At 64.1% G+C, this 18,421-nt stretch carries 19 protein-coding genes; 17 read left to right on the top strand and 2 right to left on the bottom strand.

Annotation, left to right across the window (positions count from 1 at the left end):
- The first annotated feature begins 11 nt into the window (after window positions 1–11).
- Genes cobU through cobD form a run of 7 tightly spaced genes read left to right on the top strand, consistent with a single transcriptional unit; the run spans window position 12 to window position 5,560 of the window.
- Entirely contained in the window at window positions 12–515 is a 504-nt protein-coding gene (gene cobU, locus IE224_RS16920) for a bifunctional adenosylcobinamide kinase/adenosylcobinamide-phosphate guanylyltransferase (protein ID WP_191312099.1), read from the top strand.
- Window positions 515–1,519: a nicotinate-nucleotide--dimethylbenzimidazole phosphoribosyltransferase gene (gene cobT, locus IE224_RS16915; RefSeq protein ID WP_191312097.1), complete on the top strand. Its 1,005-nt coding sequence runs from the start codon at window positions 515–517 to the stop codon at window positions 1,517–1,519. The genes cobU and cobT overlap by 1 nt, the downstream gene beginning before the upstream one ends.
- A complete protein-coding gene (locus tag IE224_RS16910; protein WP_191312094.1) occupies window positions 1,516–2,253 on the top strand; it encodes an adenosylcobinamide-GDP ribazoletransferase in 738 nt (245 codons plus the stop codon). The genes cobT and IE224_RS16910 overlap by 4 nt, the downstream gene beginning before the upstream one ends.
- Before the next feature lie 8 nt (window positions 2,254–2,261).
- Window positions 2,262–2,864 (top strand): histidine phosphatase family protein, encoded by a 603-nt coding sequence (locus tag IE224_RS16905; protein WP_191312091.1) that lies wholly within the window; start codon window positions 2,262–2,264, stop codon window positions 2,862–2,864.
- Window positions 2,861–3,634: a propanediol utilization protein gene (locus IE224_RS16900; protein ID WP_191312089.1), complete on the top strand. Its 774-nt coding sequence runs from the start codon at window positions 2,861–2,863 to the stop codon at window positions 3,632–3,634. The genes IE224_RS16905 and IE224_RS16900 overlap by 4 nt, the downstream gene beginning before the upstream one ends.
- Window positions 3,624–4,583, top strand: coding sequence for an adenosylcobinamide-phosphate synthase CbiB (gene cbiB / locus IE224_RS16895; protein ID WP_202380209.1), 960 nt, complete (start codon window positions 3,624–3,626; stop codon window positions 4,581–4,583). Before IE224_RS16900 ends, cbiB begins: the two co-directional genes overlap by 11 nt.
- On the top strand, window positions 4,583–5,560 hold the full coding sequence (cobD, locus tag IE224_RS16890; RefSeq protein WP_191312087.1) for a threonine-phosphate decarboxylase CobD: 978 nt from the start codon (window positions 4,583–4,585) through the stop codon (window positions 5,558–5,560). The genes cbiB and cobD overlap by 1 nt, the downstream gene beginning before the upstream one ends.
- 230 nt (window positions 5,561–5,790) lie before the next feature.
- Here the strand turns inward: cobD and IE224_RS16885 are convergent, their stop codons facing one another.
- Complete coding sequence (locus IE224_RS16885; protein ID WP_191312085.1) at window positions 5,791–6,762, bottom strand: sugar-binding transcriptional regulator; 972 nt, start codon at window positions 6,760–6,762, stop codon at window positions 5,791–5,793.
- A gap of 174 nt (window positions 6,763–6,936) precedes the next feature.
- Here IE224_RS16885 and IE224_RS16880 point away from each other — a divergent pair, with 174 nt between their 5' ends.
- The 10 genes from IE224_RS16880 to IE224_RS16835 all read left to right on the top strand — a co-directional run bounded on the left by IE224_RS16880 (window position 6,937) and on the right by IE224_RS16835 (window position 17,473).
- Window positions 6,937–7,887, top strand: a complete 951-nt coding sequence (locus tag IE224_RS16880) for a sugar ABC transporter substrate-binding protein (protein WP_191312083.1) — start codon at window positions 6,937–6,939, stop codon at window positions 7,885–7,887.
- A 101-nt stretch (window positions 7,888–7,988) separates the two neighbouring features.
- A complete protein-coding gene (locus IE224_RS16875; protein WP_191312080.1) occupies window positions 7,989–9,500 on the top strand; it encodes a sugar ABC transporter ATP-binding protein in 1,512 nt (503 codons plus the stop codon).
- Complete coding sequence (locus IE224_RS16870; protein ID WP_191312078.1) at window positions 9,497–10,495, top strand: ABC transporter permease; 999 nt, start codon at window positions 9,497–9,499, stop codon at window positions 10,493–10,495. The genes IE224_RS16875 and IE224_RS16870 overlap by 4 nt, the downstream gene beginning before the upstream one ends.
- A gap of 15 nt (window positions 10,496–10,510) precedes the next feature.
- Complete coding sequence (locus IE224_RS16865) at window positions 10,511–11,560, top strand: thiamine pyrophosphate-dependent dehydrogenase E1 component subunit alpha (protein WP_202380208.1); 1,050 nt, start codon at window positions 10,511–10,513, stop codon at window positions 11,558–11,560.
- A 13-nt stretch (window positions 11,561–11,573) separates the two neighbouring features.
- The gene (locus IE224_RS16860; RefSeq protein WP_191312075.1) at window positions 11,574–12,569 is read left to right on the top strand and encodes an alpha-ketoacid dehydrogenase subunit beta; all 996 of its coding nucleotides are present in this window, start codon (window positions 11,574–11,576) and stop codon (window positions 12,567–12,569) included.
- A complete protein-coding gene (locus tag IE224_RS16855; protein WP_191312073.1) occupies window positions 12,566–14,110 on the top strand; it encodes an acetoin dehydrogenase dihydrolipoyllysine-residue acetyltransferase subunit in 1,545 nt (514 codons plus the stop codon). The genes IE224_RS16860 and IE224_RS16855 overlap by 4 nt, the downstream gene beginning before the upstream one ends.
- The gene (locus IE224_RS16850; RefSeq protein ID WP_191312071.1) at window positions 14,103–14,438 is read left to right on the top strand and encodes a carboxymuconolactone decarboxylase family protein; all 336 of its coding nucleotides are present in this window, start codon (window positions 14,103–14,105) and stop codon (window positions 14,436–14,438) included. Before IE224_RS16855 ends, IE224_RS16850 begins: the two co-directional genes overlap by 8 nt.
- 30 nt (window positions 14,439–14,468) lie before the next feature.
- Window positions 14,469–15,959: an FGGY-family carbohydrate kinase gene (locus IE224_RS16845; protein WP_191312069.1), complete on the top strand. Its 1,491-nt coding sequence runs from the start codon at window positions 14,469–14,471 to the stop codon at window positions 15,957–15,959.
- Entirely contained in the window at window positions 15,956–16,705 is a 750-nt protein-coding gene (locus tag IE224_RS16840; protein ID WP_191312067.1) for an SDR family NAD(P)-dependent oxidoreductase, read from the top strand. The genes IE224_RS16845 and IE224_RS16840 overlap by 4 nt, the downstream gene beginning before the upstream one ends.
- Window positions 16,706–16,717: 12 nt before the next feature.
- Entirely contained in the window at window positions 16,718–17,473 is a 756-nt protein-coding gene (locus IE224_RS16835; RefSeq protein ID WP_191312064.1) for an SDR family NAD(P)-dependent oxidoreductase, read from the top strand.
- Between the two features lie 372 nt (window positions 17,474–17,845).
- Here IE224_RS16835 and IE224_RS16830 read toward each other — a convergent pair whose 3' ends face one another.
- Entirely contained in the window at window positions 17,846–18,130 is a 285-nt protein-coding gene (locus IE224_RS16830; RefSeq protein WP_229849427.1) for an HU family DNA-binding protein, read from the bottom strand.
- Window positions 18,131–18,421 lie beyond the last annotated feature (291 nt).

Genomic DNA, 18,421 nt, shown 5'->3' with positions numbered 1-18,421 from the left:
ATAGAATGTTCATGGGATCGATCATCCTTGTCACAGGTGGTGCCCGGTCAGGCAAGAGCGCGATCGCGGAGAGCCGGACACTCTCGCTTGGCAAGGCTGCGATCTATATTGCCACCGCGCAGCCCTTCGATTCAGAAATGGAAGATCGGATCGCCACCCATAAGGCGCGGCGAGGCGCGGCCTGGCGCACTCATGCGGAACCCCTGGATCTTTGCACTGCGCTGACGTTGACGGACGGGACTCCCCGTTTGGTCGACTGCCTGACCTTGTGGCTGTCGAACCTGATCCTGGCTGGGCGCGACTGGCGGGTCGAAGCTGCCCGACTGGTCGAGACGCTTGGCGCGCAGGCTGCGCCCGTAGTGCTGGTCACCAACGAAGTCGGCGCCGGAATTGTGCCCGAGAACCGGCTTGCCCGGATCTTCCGGGACGCTGCGGGGACCCTGAACCAGCAGGTCGCGCAGGTCGCAGACGAGGTCATCCTGGCCGTGTGCGGCCTCCCCATGAAAGTGAAATAATGCAGCTGGAAACGCTGGCCCAGATCGCCCGTCTCGCCGACACCCTGCCCGTCGCCGACGAAGGCACCCGCGCCGCCGCCGCGCGCCGCCAAGACAGCCTCACCAAGCCGCCCGGCTCGCTGGGCCGGCTTGAGGAGATCGCGCTGTTCATGGCTGCCTGGCAGGGAAATGACCGGCCAAGGATCGCCAAGGCGCAGGCGCTTGTCTTCGCCGGAAATCACGGGATCTGCGCTCAGGGGGTCAACCCCTTCCCGCAGGAGGTCACCGCGCAGATGGTGGCCAACTTCGAGGCAGGCGGTGCGGCGATCAACCAGCTTTGCCGGGTGAATGGCGCCGATCTGTCGGTGATCGCGCTGGACCTAGACCGTCCGACCGCCGACTTCACCGCCGGCCCGGCCATGACCGAGGCCGAGACGCTGGATGCCCTGAACCGTGGCGCGGCCGCCGTCGATCCGCAAGCCAACATCCTGACCCTGGGCGAGATGGGCATCGGCAACTCGACCATTTCTGCGGCGCTCTGTGCTGCGCTGTTCGGAGGCGAGGTCGCGGACTGGGTAGGCCGGGGCACTGGCTCGGACGACGACGGCGTCCGGCGCAAGATTGATGCGATCGCGCGCGGGCTTGCGCGCCATCCGGGCCTTGCCCCGATTGAAACCCTTGTGGCCCTTGGCGGCCGCGAGCAGGCGGCGATCTGCGGGGCGGTTCTTGCCGCACGCGCTGCCCGCATTCCGGTAATCCTGGATGGTTTCATCTGCACCGCCGCCGTTGCGCCCCTGTTCGCGGCGGACCGGCGGCTTCTCGATCATTGCCTGGTCGGCCATGTCTCGGTCGAGCCGGGACACAGGAAGCTGCTGTCGGCCATGGGCAGGACGGCCATCCTCGATTTCGACATGCGGCTTGGCGAGGGGTCGGGGGCGGTGCTGGCCCTTGGCATCGCGCGCTCGGCGCTGGCCTGCCACAATGGTATGGCCACGTTTGCCGACGCCGGGATCAGCGGCGCATGAGGCAGCGCCTTGCCGAGATGCAGCTAGCGGTCATCCTGCTGACGCGCGTGCCGTTCGGACGCCTGCGCGACCCCGTTCCTAGGCTGGACGCGGCGGCCTGGGCCTTTCCCCTGGCCGGTCTGCCGGTTGGTCTTATTGCAGCCGGGGTGATGGTGGCGGCTCTGGCGCTTGGGCTGTCCCCACCGGTCGCGGGCGGGCTTGCGCTTGCCGCCCAGGTCATCACGACTGGGGCGCTGCACGAGGACGGGTTCGCCGATCTCTGCGACGGCTTCTGGGGCGGCACCACGCGCGAGCGGCGGCTTGAGATCATGCGCGACAGCCGGATAGGCAGCTATGGGGCGGTCGGGCTGATCCTGTCGCTCGGGCTGCGTTGGCTGGGACTGGCGACGCTTGCCGAGCTTGAGACCATCGGTGCTCTGATCGCCGTTGCGATGGCCAGCCGCGTGGCGCCGGCCGCGCTTATGGCATGGCTGCCGGCCGCACGCCCGGACGGGCTTGGAGCGCAGGGCAAGGGCGTTGGTACTGCAAGCGTTATCCTGGCAACCCTGCTGGGGGGATTGCCGATGCTGCTCCTGCCGCAGGGCTGGACCGCGCTTGGCGTTGCGGCCTTTGCGGTAGCGGTGTTGGCTGTGATCGCTTGGAGGAAGCTCCGCGGACAGACCGGCGATGTGCTGGGGGCAGGCCAGCAGGTCGCCGAGGCGGCGATGCTGCTCACGCTCGGCGCCCATGCGTAAACAGGACAATGAAACTGACGGGAGAGCCGTGGGCAGTGTCTGAACTTCGCCATGCTGAGATGTTCCTGATCCGCCATGCTCCGGTGGCAGGGGCCGGGCGCCTTGCCGGCCGCCTTGACCTGCCGGCGGATCTGTCGAACCAAGCGGGCTTTTCGGCATTGGCGGCCTGCCTTCCGGAAGGCGCAATGCTGACCAGTTCGCCGGCCCGGCGCTGTCTGATGACCGCCGAGGCGTTGATGCCGGGACTGGCCGTGAGGACGAACGAAAGGTTGTGGGAGCAGGACTTCGGGGAATGGGAAGGCCTGGACCATACAGCAATCCCCGACCTTGGCACCCTGGCCCCCGAGGCTCTGGCCGATCACCGCCCCCCACAGGGCGAGAGCTTTCGGGACCTTTGCGCCCGGACAACCCCCGCCCTTCTGGATCTTGCCCGCGCAGGGGGCACACAGATCGTCATTGCCCATGCAGGCACCGTTCGGGCGGCGCTTGCCCTTGCCGTTGGGTCAGTTGCCGGCGCCCTGTCGTTCCATGTGGCGCCCCTGTCGCTGACCCGGTTCTACGTCGGACCGCACGGCCACTGGTCCGTTGCCGAGGTCAATTGGCAGCCATGAGGACCGTCAGCATCCGCGGCCATTTCGGCGAATATGTGCAGGGCAGGCTGGGGCCGAACGGCGCGCTCGGCTTGATCACGGTTCCCTGCTCGAGGACCGGACTGCGGGCGGAACTCCGCTACAGGGGCGGGCAGGAGGCCAATCCACTTTCCGGATTCCTGCGGGCCTTAGGGCTTGCCGGACAGGGAGAGGTGGTCGTCTCGACACTATCCCCTCCAGGGGCCGGCACAGGCATCTCGACCGCCCGGCTGATCGCGGCGGCCCTGCTTCATGGCTGGCAGGGGCCGGCAGGGCGCCTCATGGCGGCCTGCGTAGCTGAGGAAGGGGCTTCGGACCCGCTTGCTTTCACCCGTCCCGAACGTCTGCTCTGGGCCTCCCGCGAAGGTCGCATCCTGCAGCAACTGCCTGCACTACCTGCCCACGAGATCGTCGGTGGCTATTTTGGTCTGCCTTGTTCCACCGATCCCGCCGACGTGGATTTCCCGGATGTCTCGGATATCGTCTCGGATTGGCAGCGAGCCAGCAAGTTGAACGCCTTCGCCGAGCTAGCCTCTGAAAGCGCTCGGCGCTGCCTGAAGATGCGGGGACCGGCGGGCGATCCAACGGAAGGACTGGCCCGCCACCTTGGGGCGACGGGTTTCCTTATGGCGCATACCGGCTCGGCCCGCGGCCTGATCTTCCCGAAGGGAGAGGTTCCGCCTGATGCGGCCTCTGTGCTGGAGGCTGCCGGGGTTGTCGGCTTTCTGAAGTTCGGCAGCGATGATTGCTGATTTCCCCGCGATGATGCTGGTGGCGCTTGCCCTTGACCGGCTGATCGGCTGGCCGGACTGGCTTTATGCGCGGATTGGCCATCCGGTGACATGGGCAGGACATCTGATCGCCTCACTCGACGAAAGACTCAACCGGGCCGCCGCGCCCGGAAAGCCGATGGGGGTGCTGGTCCTTATTATCTGCATCGCCGCAGCCCTTTTGCCCTCTGCCGTTGCGCAAGCTTTGCTGCCCGCCAGTGTCCCGGGTATTCTCGTGAGTGGCTGCCTTGCCTGGCCCCTCGTCGCGATGCGCTCCCTGCAGGACCACGTCGCGGCGGTTGCAAAGCCGCTGGTTGCAGGGGAACTGCCTGCCGCACGGCACGCCGTGTCAATGATCGTCGGACGCAATCCCGATGCTCTGGATGAGGCTGGCGTCGCCCGCGCCGCGCTGGAAAGCCTGGCCGAGAACAGCTCGGACGGCATCGTCGCGCCGGTCTTCTGGGGCGCGGTGGCCGGGCTGCCGGGGATTGCCGTCTACAAGATAATCAACACGCTGGACTCCATGATCGGCCATCGCAATCCGCGCTATCTGCAGTTCGGCTGGGCTTCGGCCCGACTGGACGACCTGGTGAACCTGATCCCTGCACGGGCTACCGGCGTGCTGTTCGCGCTTGTCTGCGGCAACCCCCTGCGCGCAGGCCAAGTCATGCTGCGTGACGCAAGCCGGCACCGTTCGCCGAATGCCGGCTGGCCCGAGGGTGCCATGGCCGGAGCCTTGGGCGTGCGCCTATCCGGCCCCCGGATCTACGATGGCCATGTCGCCCCCGAGCCTTGGCTCAACGAGGGCGCGCCGGATCCCTCGCCGGCATCGGTGACCCAGGGGCTCGGGCTCTATAGGCGGGCCATGCTTCTGCTGGCAGCTGGCCTGATGGTCTGGTCGCTGCTTCCCATCATCACCGGAGCATCCTGATGCGCGACCATGGCGGAAACCTTGACGAAGCACAGGCGAGATGGGGGCAGGGGGACTGGGTCGACCTTTCCACCGGCATCAACCGCCAGCCCTACCCGGTGCCCCGGCTTTCCCCTGGGGCATGGACCAGCCTGCCCACGGCAAGCGCGACGGCCGCCCTGATGGAGGCCGCCGCCACGGCCTTCGGCACCGCCGCCCCGGGGCTCGCGATGGCAGGCGCGCAGGCGGCGATCCAGATGATCCCCTTGCTGGATAGACCCGGCCTCGCCCGCGTGCTCGCCCCGACCTATAACGAGCACGCGGCCTGCCTGCGGCAGGCGGGCTGGCATGTCGAGGAGGTGGCTCGGCTGGAAGAACTGTCCGGCGCCGATCTTGCGGTCGTCGTAAATCCCAACAACCCGGACGGACGGACCTGCCGCAAGGAGAGCCTCCTCAGCCTGTCGGTCGGAAGGCTGGTCGTTGATGAAAGCTTCGCGGATTCGGTCCCGGCAGAAAGCCTTGTTGCTAAAGCCTCCGACCGTCTGCTGGTTATGCGGTCTTTCGGCAAGTTCTGGGGGCTTGCCGGGCTGCGGCTTGGCTTTGTTTACGGGGGCGCAGATGTGATCCGGCGGATGTCCGCGCTCGCTGGCCCTTGGCCGGTCTCAGGTCCTGCGCTCGAAATCGGACGTATGGCGCTTGCTGACCGGGACTGGCGTGATAAGACTGTCAGGCGTCTTTCCGGTGAAGCCGAAAGGCTCGATCGCCTGGCTGCAAGCGCCGGTTGGATCCAAGCAGGCGGTACCCTTCTGTTCCGCCTTTATAACACCCCCAATGCGCAACAGGCGCAGGGTGCCCTCGCGTGCCATCACATCTGGACGCGCCGCTTTCCATATTCCGGAACATGGCTCCGCCTGGGGCTGCCGGGAAACGAAGGCGAATGGCAGCGGGTGACCGCAGCTCTGGGCACACCTGGTGCCGTTGACGCGCACCTGCCGTAGTGGTTGGCCAGGATGTCGTTCTGCTGCAAGATGGGACAGTAATCGGGCTGGTGTGATGTCCGGTATGGATCTCTCGACGACCTCGGAGTTTTTGGGAAATGAAAGGATATTCCATAAAACCCGTACTGCCCTGGAGCAGCACCCGGAAGACTGAGGATGCGGGCCGGAGAAGAGCGAGTTTGAGCTTAGGCTGTGTGGAAACTCTACGGTCAGCGCTGCATGCTTTGCGGTTAGGACGCACTGATCAGTTCCAGTGCCGTATCTCCGTCAATGATAAGTCCCCTAGCAATACCGCTTACCAAAAATCCACGCGCCGCGTTGATCTTGCTGCCCCCAGCTACCAGCGCGACGGTCGATATGTTGCGTAAATCTTCCAGCCCCAAGCCGATGGTCCGATGATTCAACGGATGGTCAACCGCTGCGCCAGCTGCGTTGAAGAACAAACCGTTTGTGTCTCCGACCGCTCCGCATTCACGGAGCTCGGAAAGTTCGTGTGCGGTGATCATGTTCTGACGTCGCAGCAAGGAGTCTTCACGCAGTTCGCCCAAAGAAATATAAGCCATTGTCGCGGCCTTGGCCAAACTTAGCGCGTGCTGCACGGATTGCTGCGAGACCAACACCTCGCGCGCTTCAATCGTATCAGCGATAAACGGCACTGGAAGGAAGTAGCCTTCGCCGCCTGATGTCTTGGCTAGCGAGTGAACGACCTCAAATGGGTTGTAGGCGGAATTTGCCGTCAGGGATCCCATCAGGCTGATGAACCTAGCCTTGGGGGCACTGACTCCGGCCATTTGCAGCGTCATCTGCTCCAGGGTGCGGCCCCATCCGGTGCCAATTATTGCTTGCGGGGTTTCCGACAGATGTCTGCGCAGGTGGGATGCGGCTGCTGAGCCCACAGCGCGAAAAGCGAATGGCGCCAGCACGGCCTCATCATGCTTTGCCTGCGTGTCAAAGCGCAGGGCAGGGGTGCAGATGCAGAACTCCAGCCCGTATTTCGTGCGTATCGCTTCTTCCACGGGCAGCAGGCCGACATTCGAGGGATTGATCGTGATGCTGACCAGACCCGCCTCGCGCGCATCGGAGAGAAGCTTGTTCACTCGCGCCCGTGTTGTTCCAAGGCGCTTGGCCGTCGCCTCCTGATTCAAACCCCCGACATAATAGAGCCAGGCGGCACGGGACATCATCACATCGTCTTCCTGCATTCCGGCTCCGTTCACCAGCATTCTGTCTCCCACTCTGATCCGTGTCGTGACAAATGTCACGGCTGTTGACAACTGTAATCCTCTGCTGCATGCTTCGTCTGTCGGAAGAGGACCGGCAAACCAGATTCCAGCACTGGAACCTTTCAGATAGCTGGCAAAGGGAGGAATTTGCAGATGAGGAACCGGATTTCCGGTATTGCGGTCGCATGTTCTGTCGCTGCGCTGTTGGGCGCGGCGGGAGCGGCAAGCGCACTCGAGATCGCGATGGTGCATTCCAATGCCGCCGCTCAGTCCGACCAGCGGACCAAGGCGGGCTTTGAGGCTTGGATCGAGGAGAATGGCAAGACCGATTGGAACGTCAGCTATCTCGATAGCGGCGGGTCCGGCGAGGCGACTGCCTCGAACATTCAGGATGCGGCCAGCCGCGGCGTCGATGCGATCGTGATGACCATGGCCGACCTGCGCGCCAGCCGCGCGGCCCTGGATGCAGCCAAGGCAGCCAACATCCCGGTCTTTGCCGCGGACTCCGGCTATGTGGAGGGCATCGTCGTGGACGTCACGACGAACAACTGGGCAATGTCCTCGGATGTGTCGGTCTATCTGCTCGACCAGATGGGCGGGGAAGGCAATCTCGTCTTCTTCCGCATGGCCGAGCACCACGGGACGCGCAAACGCGGAGACGTCATGGCCTCGGTGTTGAAAGAGTATCCGGGCGTAAAGGTGCTGGCCGAGCACAACATCGACTACAATGCCTTCTTCGAGGACACCTCGCGCACGATGGAGGATTACGCGGCCCGCTTCGGTGCGGATATCGACGCGGTCTGGGCGCCTTGGGATGAACCGGCGCAAGCGGTGGTGAACGTGCTGAACGCGCAGGGTCTGACCGACGTCAAGGTTATCGGCATTGACGGTCATCCGCAGGCTGTGGCCGAAGTTTGCAAGCCCGAAAGCCAAATGATCGCCACCGTGGGTCAGCCTTTTGAGAAGATGGGCGGCCAGATCGCAGAATGGATCCAGGCTATCGTCGTCGACGGCAAGCCTGCCGCCGAGGTGATCCCCACGAAGACCGTCTACATGGACGCGCCGCTGATCACCAAGCAGAACTGCCAGGAGTTTCTGCAGTAACCATCATGAACCGGGGCCGATCCCTGCGCAGGCAGCCTGCCGCTGCGTGACGGATGGGTTTGCCTGATCGGCCCCGGCTTCTCAATGTGAAGGGCAGAACCATGGACGTCCACTTGGCAGACATCGTGATGCAGTTCCCCGGCACTCGTGCGCTGGATGGCGTAAGCGTCACCTTTCGAAACAATGAGGTCCATGGCCTGATTGGTGAAAACGGCGCCGGCAAATCGACGCTGGTCAACATTCTAGGCGGAAGCCTGCAGCCCAGTCAGGGACAGGTCATGATCGGGGACAAGGCGGTTCGCTTGTCGTCTCCCCATGACGCCCTGTTGCAGGGAATTGCCCATGTCAGCCAGGAAGGCAGCCTTGTTCCCGGCCTGAATGGTGCCGAGAACATCCTGCTTGGTCATGAGCCGAAGCTGGCAGGCATCGTTATCCGCAAGGGAGCGCTGCAGCGCCATGCAGCCGAACTGGTGTCGCAATGGTTTCCCAAGGTTTCGATCGATCTGAATCGGCCGGTTGCGGAACTGCCGATGGCAGACCGCAAGGTGATCGAGATCGTCCGCGCCCTGCGCGGCAGCCCCAGGATCGTCATCCTTGATGAGCCGACGGCAACATTGCCCGCGCGCGAAAAGGAACAGCTATGGCAGATCATCCGGTCCCTGCCGCCGCAGGGCGTAGGGGTCGTGCTGATCAGCCACTTCCTGTCCGAGATCAAGGCGCTGTCTGACCGCATCACCGTGTTGCGCGACGGCCGCCATATCTGTTCCGAACCTGCCGAGGCCCTGTCCGAAGACCAACTGGTCGAACTGATGTTGCGCCGCACGGGTGGGGCGCAACTGCGGGGGGCCGCTGCATCCACCACACAGGCTGATGCGCCCCTGGTCCTGGATGTGCGCGACTGGCATGTCGGGGCTGTCCATGTCCCGCACTTTAGCCTGAGGGCTGGCGAGATCGTGGGCCTGATTGGTCTGACAGGCGCCGGGCATTTCGGCTTTGCCCGATCGCTGCACAATCCCGCCGGCGCTCGCTGCCAGACACTGACAATCGCTGGCAAGCCAACTGAATTGGGCCCGCCCCGGAAGATGCAGGACGCTGGCATTGCCCTGGTGCCGGATCACCGCATGGAATACGCGCTGATCGGCGAATGGACGCTGCGCGAGAACCTGTCGATGGTTCATCCCAACCACGGCACCATCGCGGGCGGCATTCTGTCACCCCGGCGCGAGGAGACCGAGGCTCGCCGCGTCATGAAACTGATGAACGTCAAGGCACATTCCTCGCGCCAACTGCTGCGCGAGCTGTCGGGCGGCAACAAACAGAAGATCTCGATCGGGAAGTGGCTTTACGGTGCGTCCGACCGCTATCGCGTGATGATCTTCATCGAGCCGACCGAGGGCGTGGATATCGGCGCCAAGGCCGAGATCTATGCCGAGATGCGCAGGCTGGCCGGGCAGGGCGTGGGTATCATCATTGCCTCGTCTGACCTTCTGGAAATCGAATCCGTCGCGCATCGCGTCATCCCCTTCGTCCGACAAGGTCCTGGGCCGGAAATCCACGCCGCCGACTTTTCGGAAAGCACCTTTATCACCGCCATCTCAGGAGCCGCAGCATGAGCGATACCGCCTCTGGCGCCGCTGCCCCCGCCCGCCACGACATGGTGTTGGGCATCGTCCGCAAGGATCACGTCCAGCGCTACAGTACCCTTGTCGTGCTGGTGCTGATGTTCATCGTCTTCAGCCTGACCGTAGACCGTTTCCTGACCTCTCAGAACCTGTTGAACATCGCTCAGCAGATCTCGATGCTGACCATCGTGGGCGCGGGTCTCACCTTCGGCTTCGCCGCCCGCGAGATGGATCTGTCGGTCGGGTTCACCGTCGGCCTGGCAGGCGTGCTCGTGCCCCTGCTGCTGGTCGCGGGCACGCCCCTGCCCCTGGCACTGCTGGCGGGACTTGGCGCGGGTCTGGCTGTCGGGCTGATGAACGCCTTCTTTGTCACGATCGTCGGCATTCCTTCACTGATCGCAACTCTTGCGTCAGGGTCGATCCTCTTCGGCATCAACTTTCTAATGACAGGCGGTCGCGCGATCTATGGGGGTCTGCCGCCGGCCTATCTGTGGCTGGGACAGGGCAGGATCCTGGGTATCCCGGTTCTGGCCTTCTTCATGCTGGGCGCGGTCGCCCTAGCCTGGTTCGTGATGGAGCGGACGGTCTTCGGCCGCTACGTCTACGCCGTTGGTGGCAACCAGAAGGCGGCCGAACTGTCCGGCGTTCAGGTGCGCCGTTATCGCGCCGCGTCGCTGGTCGTTTGCTCGCTGTTCGCGGTGATCGCGGGCACCCTGCTGGCTGCGCGGCTCGGCTCGGGGCAACCTAACGCGGGCGAACGTTACCTGCTGGACGGCCTTGCCACGGTTTTCATCGGCATGACGATGCTGCGCCCCGGAACGGCGACTGTTCTTGGGACCTTCTTCGGCGCGCTGTTCATCGGCATCATCAACAACGGCCTGAACCTGATGGGCATGGATACCTACATCCAGTCCATCGTGAAGGGCGCGATCATTCTTGTGGCCGTCGCGATCGTGTCGCGCAGCACAAAGCTCAATCTTCTCTAATTGACGGAGTATGGGATGACCAAGCCCGAGGCCATTCACGCTGCACCTGCCAGGCCCAACACGGACCTGCCGCAGCTTTATCGCACCATGCGCCGCATCCGCACCTTCGAGGAACGCGTGGGCGAGCTGTTCGTCCGCGGCCAGTCCGCAGGATCGATGCTGCATCTCTCCATCGGAGAGGAAAGCGCGGCGGCCGGGTTCTGCGCCCACATGCAGGATGGCGACACCTTCACCACTCACCATCGCGGCCATGGTATTTTCCTGGCACGCGGCGCCGATCCCAACCGCATGATGGCCGAGATCGGCGGCAAGGAAGCAGGCTATTGCCACGGCAAGGGCGGCTCGATGCACATCGCCGACATGGGGCTGGGGCACTTGGGCGCCAATGCCATCGTCGGCGGCGGCATCCCCGCAATCATCGGCGCGGGCTTGGCCGCACGGCACCACGGGACCGGCAAGATCTCAGTTGCATTCTTTGGGGACGGGGCAACGGGGCAGGGCATCCTTTACGAAAGCATGAACATGGCCGCGCTCTGGCGGCTGCCCTGCGTCTTCGTCTGCATCAACAACCAGTATGGCATGGGCACGCGGATCGACCAGGCGACTGCGAATGCCGTGCTGCATGAGCGTGCCCATGCCTTTGGGCTGGTGGCCGAGACCGTGGACGGGCTGGATGTAGAGGCTGTGGCCGAGGCGGCTGAGCGTCTGGTTGCTGGTGCGCGCGAAGGCAGGCCAGCTTTTCTGGTTGTCGATTGTTATCGCTTCTACGGCCATGCGCGGAAGGACAAGTCCCCCTACCGCGATGCGACTGAGGAGGAAACGGGCCGCCAGAAGGACCCGGTAGCCTTTGCCCGTGCGGCCCTCTTGGAGCGCGGTTTGGCCGATGCTGCCGAACTGGATGCGCTGGATGCCCAGATTGACGCCGAGATGGACGCCACCATCGACTTCACCGTCGCGCAGACCGAACCGCCGCTATCGACGATGTTCCGCGATGTCTATGCGCCCGAGGAGCCCGAGCCCGAGCCGGTCCGGGTCCGCATCGACCGCATCCTGGCCCGCGCCTGAAAGGTAAGAGAAAATGGCACTTCAGGAACTGACCTACCGCGACGCCCTGCGTCAGGCGCTGATCGACTCCATGCGCGAGAACCCCGACGTGATCATCATGGGCGAAGAGGTCGGGCGCTACGGCGGCGCCTATGCCGTCACCAAGGAGCTGATCAAGGAATTCGGTGCCGAACGCGTCATTGACACGCCGATTTCAGAACCCGCGATCATCGGCGCGGCGGTTGGCGCTGCGATGGCGGGACTGCGTCCGGTGGCCGAGCTGATGTATGTCGATTTCATCGGCATGACGATGGACCAACTAGGCAATCAGGCCGCCAAGATCCGGTACATGTTCGGCGGCCAGATCGGCGTGCCGATGGTCCTGCGCACCCAAGGCGGCACCGGCCGCTCGGCGGGTGCCCAGCACAGCCAGAGCCTTGAAGCTTACGTCATGCACACCCCCGGCCTGCGGCTGGCAATGCCCGCCACGGTCTCAGACGCTTATCACCTGCTGCGCATGGCGCTGACCAAGCCCGATCCGGTCGTCTTCATCGAGCACAAGGCACTCTACACGATGAAGGAGACGGTCGATCTCGACGCCGAGCCTCTGGCCTGGGGCAAGTCGGCCGTCCGACGCGAGGGCAAGGATCTGGTCATCGTCACTTATTCGCGGCAGCTGCATTATGTCATGGAGGCGGCGAAGAAACTCTCGGCGGACGGGATCGAGGCGACAGTCATCGATCTGCGCACCCTGAACCCGCTGGATTTTGACACGATCCGCGAGCATGTCGAACGTGCAGGCCGCGCCATGGTGGTCAGCGAAAGTGTCATGACCGCCGGCGTTGCGGCCGAGCTTTCGGCGCGCATTACCGAGGAGTGCTTTGACTATCTCGAAGACCCGGTGGTCCGCGTTGCTGGCGAGGATATCCCGATCTCGGTCTCGACCGCGCTGGAAACCGGCTCGGTGCCCGGACCACAACTGATCCTCGAGACAGCCCGCAAGCTACTAGGCGCAAGGGTGGCGGCATGAACAGCCTGACCCTGACCATGCCGCGCCTCGGCGAGACCATGGACGAGGGCGTGATCGTCGGCTGGATGGTCGCGCCGGGCGAGGCGTTCAAGCGCGGCCAGCCGATCCTGGAGCTGGAGACCGACAAGACCGTGGTCGAGTTTCCTGCTCTGGGCGATGGGATGCTGGAAGAAACCTTTGCTAGCCCCGGTGACAGGATCGAGGTCGGTAAGCCGATTGCCCGCGCCAAAGTCTTCAGTGAGGCAGACTGGGCCGACGAGAATGCGGCGCCCGCCGAGGCAACCGTCGCCGAAGAGGCTACGCCGGTGTCGATCCTGCGAATGCCCAAGCTGGGCGAGACCATGGACGAAGGCGTGATCTCGAGCTGGCTGGTGGCTGAGGGCGCGGCATATGCCCGTGGCGACGCGATCCTTGAGGTCGAAACCGACAAGACCGTGGCCGAGGTGCCTGCACTCTACGAGGGACGCTTGCTGCGTATCTTGGCGCAGCCCGGTGAAAAGCTGCCGGTCGGGGCACCTATCGCCGAAGTCGAGGGCCGCGTCGAGGAGGTTGCCGGCGAGGCTGCTGTGGAAACCGCCCATGCAACGGTGCCGGTTCCGGCAATTCCTCGTCCTGGCGCAAGTTCGGACCGCCTGCGGGCAACGCCGCTGGCTCGGAGACTAGCCCGGCAGAATGGCATTGCCTTGGACCAGATCACCGGCACCGGGCGGCGGGGCCGTATCGAGCGTGCCGATGTCCAACGTCTGTCGGGGGGTGCTGCTCCTGCCGCAGGCGATCTGCAATGGCTGCAGACCCCGGTGGGCCGAGTGGCCTATACCATTACGGGCACCGGCGGTCGGGTGCATCTGCTGGTCCACGGCTTTGCGGGGGATGGCAGTGCTTGGGCGCAACTCTCGGCCGCCATCGCGCGGGCAGGCCATACCGCTGTGGCGCTGGATCTGCCCGGCCATGGCGCGACCGAGGCTGAAGGGCCGCACTTGGCTGCCCTGGCTGATGCCGTGACACGGCTGGCTGAGACCTTGCCCGCCGGCGCGACGCTGGTTGGCCATAGCCTCGGAGCGGCGGCTGCGGTGGCGGCGGCTTCCCGGCTCGGCTCTCGCGTTGCGCGGCTGGTCCTGCTGACACCCGCAGGCTGCGGCCCCCGCATTGGAGCGGATTTCGTTCATGGCATGGCGCAAGCCGACAGTTCCGGAGAGGTCGCGCATCTGCTGCGCCTTCTGGGACCGAAGGGCGGCGCGCTGTCCGATGCAGCGTTGCGCCAGATGGCAGGGGAGATGGCACGGAGACGGCTCAAGGACTTGGCCGCGCAGCTTGCGACTCCGGACGGCCGCCAGCGCATCGATATCCTGCGGCCCTTGGCGCAACTGGATCTGCCGGTCTCGGCGGTGTTCGGGACCGACGACCGGATTGTCGCGGCGACCGACGCACTGAACCTGCCCTTGAACGTCGCCGCACATTTCCTGCCCACAGGCCATATGCCGCAATGGGACGCCCCGCGCGAGCTGGCCGACTTCATCCTGAACGGAGGCAAACATGGCTGATACCCCTGCCGATCTTGCCGCGGCCAAGGCCCGGCTTGGCGCATTCGCGAAATCCGCGCCCGCACTAATGCAGGGCTTTGCCGCAATCAGCCGTCAAGCGACCCAAGCGGGCGGCTTCAGTGCCGCGCAGAAGGAACTAGTGGCCGTCGCCATCTCGGTCGCCAAGGGCTGCGAGGATTGCATCCTGTATCACCTCGACGCGGCCAGGCGCCACGGTGCGACCGAAAGTGATCTGATCGAGGCCCTGGAAGTCGCGGTGGAAATGGGCGGCGGCCCGGCGATCATGTATTCCGGCAAGGCATTGGAGGCCTTTCGCAAGCTGGCCTGAGGACCGGCGCGAGGCGAACGGGAGGAGAGAATGGCCTATTATCTGACCGCCGACGGCGGCACCGAAAGTTTGCGCGCGCGCGTCTATGACCTGTCGGGTAAATGCCTTGGACAGAAGGCGGTCAGCTATGAAACCCGCTTCGCCTCTGGCGCCCGTGCGGAACAAGCGCCCGAGGACTGGTGGAATGCGCTTGTCGCAGCAACGGTAGGGGCGGTCGGAGACGCCGGGATCGACGCGTCCCAGATCGAGGCCATGTGCTTCGCAACCACCTGCTGCACCGTTGTCGCGCTGGACCAGGACGGCAATCCGCTGCGCCCGGCACTAATGTGGATGGATGTCCGCGCCAATGCGGAGGCCGATGCAGTTTTAGCCACTGGTGATCCGGCGCTGGCAATCAATGGGTCGGGGCAGGGGCCCGTTTCGGCCGAGTGGATGATCCCGAAGGCATTGTGGCTGAAGCGCAACGAGCCGCATGTCTATGATGCGGCCCATACCATTTGCGAATACCAGGACTTTCTGACCCTCCGCCTGACAGGGGAACGCTGCGCGAGCCTGAACAACACGGGCCTGCGCTGGCATTATTCCAGCCGCAACGGCGGATGGGCGCGCGGTATTCTGGCCGCACTGGGGATCGAGGATCTGGCCGAGAAGTGGCCAGACCGCGTGGTGCCCCCTGGTGACGTCGTCGGCACCCTCACCCCCCGGGCGGCCGAGGCCCTTGGACTGCGGCCAGAGGTCAAGGTCGTGCAGGGCGGGGCCGACGCGCTGATCGGCATGATTGGATTGGGTGTGGCCAAGCCCGGCCAGCTTGCCCTGATCACCGGCTCTTCGCATCTGCAGTTTGGCGTGACCGAGGCGCCGTTGCATGCTCCGGGCGTATGGGGCGCCTATCCCGATATCGTCTATCCTGACCGCTGGATCGTTGAAGGCGGGCAGACCTCGACCGGTTCGATCATCAACTGGTTGCGGCGCTTCTGCGGCGGCAATCTGGATCTAGCCGTGTTGAACCGGAAGGCCGAGGCGCTGGAACCCGGTTCCGACGGGCTGATTGTGCAGGATCATTTTCAGGGTAATCGGACGCCCTATACCGACCCCCTGAGCCGCGGCGCCATTGTCGGTCTGACGCTGGCGCATGAGCCGCATCATGTGTTTCGCGCCATCATGGAAGGGATTGGCTTTGGCACTCGCGCGATCCTGGATGCATTTCAGGCCGGCGGCTATGCCTCGACCGAGATCACGGTTGGCGGAGGGGCGACCGCATCGCCTCTGTGGATGCAGATCCACGCCGATACCGCCGGTTTGCCGGTGCGCATTCCCGCATCAGCTGATGCTCCCTCGACGGGCTCGGCGGTGCTGGCGGCGCATGGCGCCGGCCGATTTTCCGACATCGACGATGGCATTGCCGCCATGGTTCGTCCCGGCACCAGCATCGATCCCCGTCCACGCGAGACTGCGATGTATCAGGACATCTACCAGCGCTACCTGGCGCTCTATCCTGCCTTGAAGGGAGCCCTGGCATGATCCGTGAATACGACCTGACTAGACGGCTGGCGGTCGTCACTGGTGGGGCTGCGGGCATTGGTCGCGCTATCTCGGAGGTTCTCGCCGAGGCGGGCGCCACTGTCGTCGTGGTGGACCGGGACGAGGCCGCCGCCATGTCGCTGGCTGAGCGGTTGGAGGGCCAAGCGCTGCCGTTGGACGTAACTGACGCTGAGGCGGCCGAAGCTGCTGCGGCGGATCTGGTCGCCCGACACGGTGCGCCCGATATCCTGGTCAACAACGCCGGCATTGTAATGAACGCTCCTTCGCTGGAGGTCGACCTGGCCGACTGGCGCCGCGTGCTGGACGTGAACCTGCACGGGGTCTTTCATACCTCTCGGGCCTTTGGCCGCCACATGGTCGCAGCGGGCAAGGGTGCGGTCGTCAACATCAGCTCAATCTGCGGCGAAGTGACTGTCCATCCCCAGCCTCAAGCTGCCTATAACGCGGCAAAGGCCGGGGTGAACCTGCTGACAAAATCGCTGGCGGTGGAGTGGGCAGGAAAGGTCCGCGTCAATGCGGTTGCACCTGGCTATACGGCAACGGAACTGACCCTGCTGGGCCGGTCTAAGCCCGAATGGTTCAACACTTGGATCACCGGCACGCCGATGGGAAGACTGGCCGAGCCGCGCGAGATCGCGCTCGCCGTGGCATTCCTCGCCTCCGATGCGGCGTCCTATGTGACCGGCATCGTGCTGACAGTGGACGGCGGCTATACGGCAATCTGAAAGGACTTGAAGATGACTGCAAACGGAAAGATCGCTTTGGTGACGGGCGCTAGCCGCGGCATCGGCAGGGCCATCGCCTTGGGACTGGCGCAGCGGGGCTTTGACCTCGCGCTGAACGACATCGCGGCCCAGGCCGAGGCGCTGGAAGCCACTGCAGATGAGGCGCGCGCACTTGGCCGACGGGTCGAGGAGCTGCACGCAGACGTCTCGGACAAGACGCAGGTGCAGGCGATGGTCGAGACCGCAGTGGAACGGCTAGGCACGGTCCACGCGGTCGTCAACAACGCGGGCATCTTGCGTGCCTCGGATGTAGAACATTGCCCCGAGGACTACTGGGACAGCGTGATGGACGTGAACGCCAAGGGCACCTTCCTGGTGGTGCAGGCGCTATTGCCGGTCATGAAGGCGCAGGGCTATGGCCGGATCTGCAATATCTCGTCGATTGGCGGCAAGCATGGCGCGCCCGAGCAAGCGCATTACTCGGCCTCGAAAGCTGCCGTCATGGGCTTTACCCGTGTCCTGGCGCAAGAGGTTGGACCTTTCGGTATCACGGCGAATTGCATCTGTCCCGGCATTATCCTGACCGACATGGGTCGTGTAAACCTGGACGATCCCGAGGTGCGCGGCGCGTGGCAGGCAAAGACCGCGATGGCGCGGATCGGCGACCCCGACGATGTTGTTGGTCCGGTCGCGTTCTTCTGCTCGGATGACAGCGCCTTTGTAACCGGGCAGACGTTGAACGTGGATGGCGGGATTGTACTAAGCTGACGCTGTTCTGTTTGCGGAGCCAGATCGATGCTCAGACCGTTTGCCGCTCAGTATATAAGCGGCAGAGGGGGATACTCTCTCTGCTTCAATGCAATAACTTGGCGGGTGTTCCGGGGAGAAAGACGATGCAGACCTATGTTGCGACGTTGCGAAGCGCCATTCGCTTCGATGATGTCCATCGGTTGCACGGCCCGCGGAACGCTGCAGATTATTCTCCGGCCATTCCATAAAACCCGTTGATAGCCATCGATGCCGATTGGCAATTATCTGGGGTTGCGCGGGACGGGCCCGAATGGACCCGTTATCTACTTCGGCTGATATGGCTTGCCCCTTCTGCATGCGGGAGCAAGCCATGTTCGTTGTCGGCAGCAATTAAGAGTTGACGGTGTCCTTCAGAGCCTTGGCTACCGTGAACTTTACCACGCGATCGGCAGGCTTTGTCATGGCCTCGCCTGTGGACGGATTGCGGACCTGTCGTTCGGGACGATCGCGGCAGGCTAGCTTGCCCAAGCCAGGAAGGGTGAGGGCGCCGCCTTCGGCCACGATCGAGGTCGCAACTTCGGAAAGCGCATCAAGGACAGAAGAGACATCCTTTTTCTCAATGCCAGACTTCTCGGCTAGGATAGCAAGCAGCTCAGTCTTCGTCATCGGCTTCATCGTTCTGTCCTTGTCATGTGAATATTTGGGATAGGGGTAGCCAGTGCCGGCTGGTTTTGCCACCTGAATGCGATTGGGCCAAGTTCGGGAGGGGACCCGTGGGATATGCTTATTGCAAGACGAGATTGAGGCGTCGGCAAGCGCCGACCGTTGCAGGTGCAAGTGCGGCACAATCTGCCGGCAAACGGCGTCCCGGCCCCTGCTGCGAGCGGCGCCTGTAACGAGGCTCAAAGCCAGAGCACCTGATGGGAGAGGAAGGGCAGGGCCGTGCGGATCGCCACCTACAACATC

The organism is Paracoccus aerius (assembly GCF_014656455.1).
GTDB classification, from domain to species: domain Bacteria; phylum Pseudomonadota; class Alphaproteobacteria; order Rhodobacterales; family Rhodobacteraceae; genus Paracoccus; species Paracoccus aerius.
The sequence above is the reverse complement of the archived record's forward strand: the minus strand, read 5'-3'. Positions and strand labels throughout refer to the sequence as shown.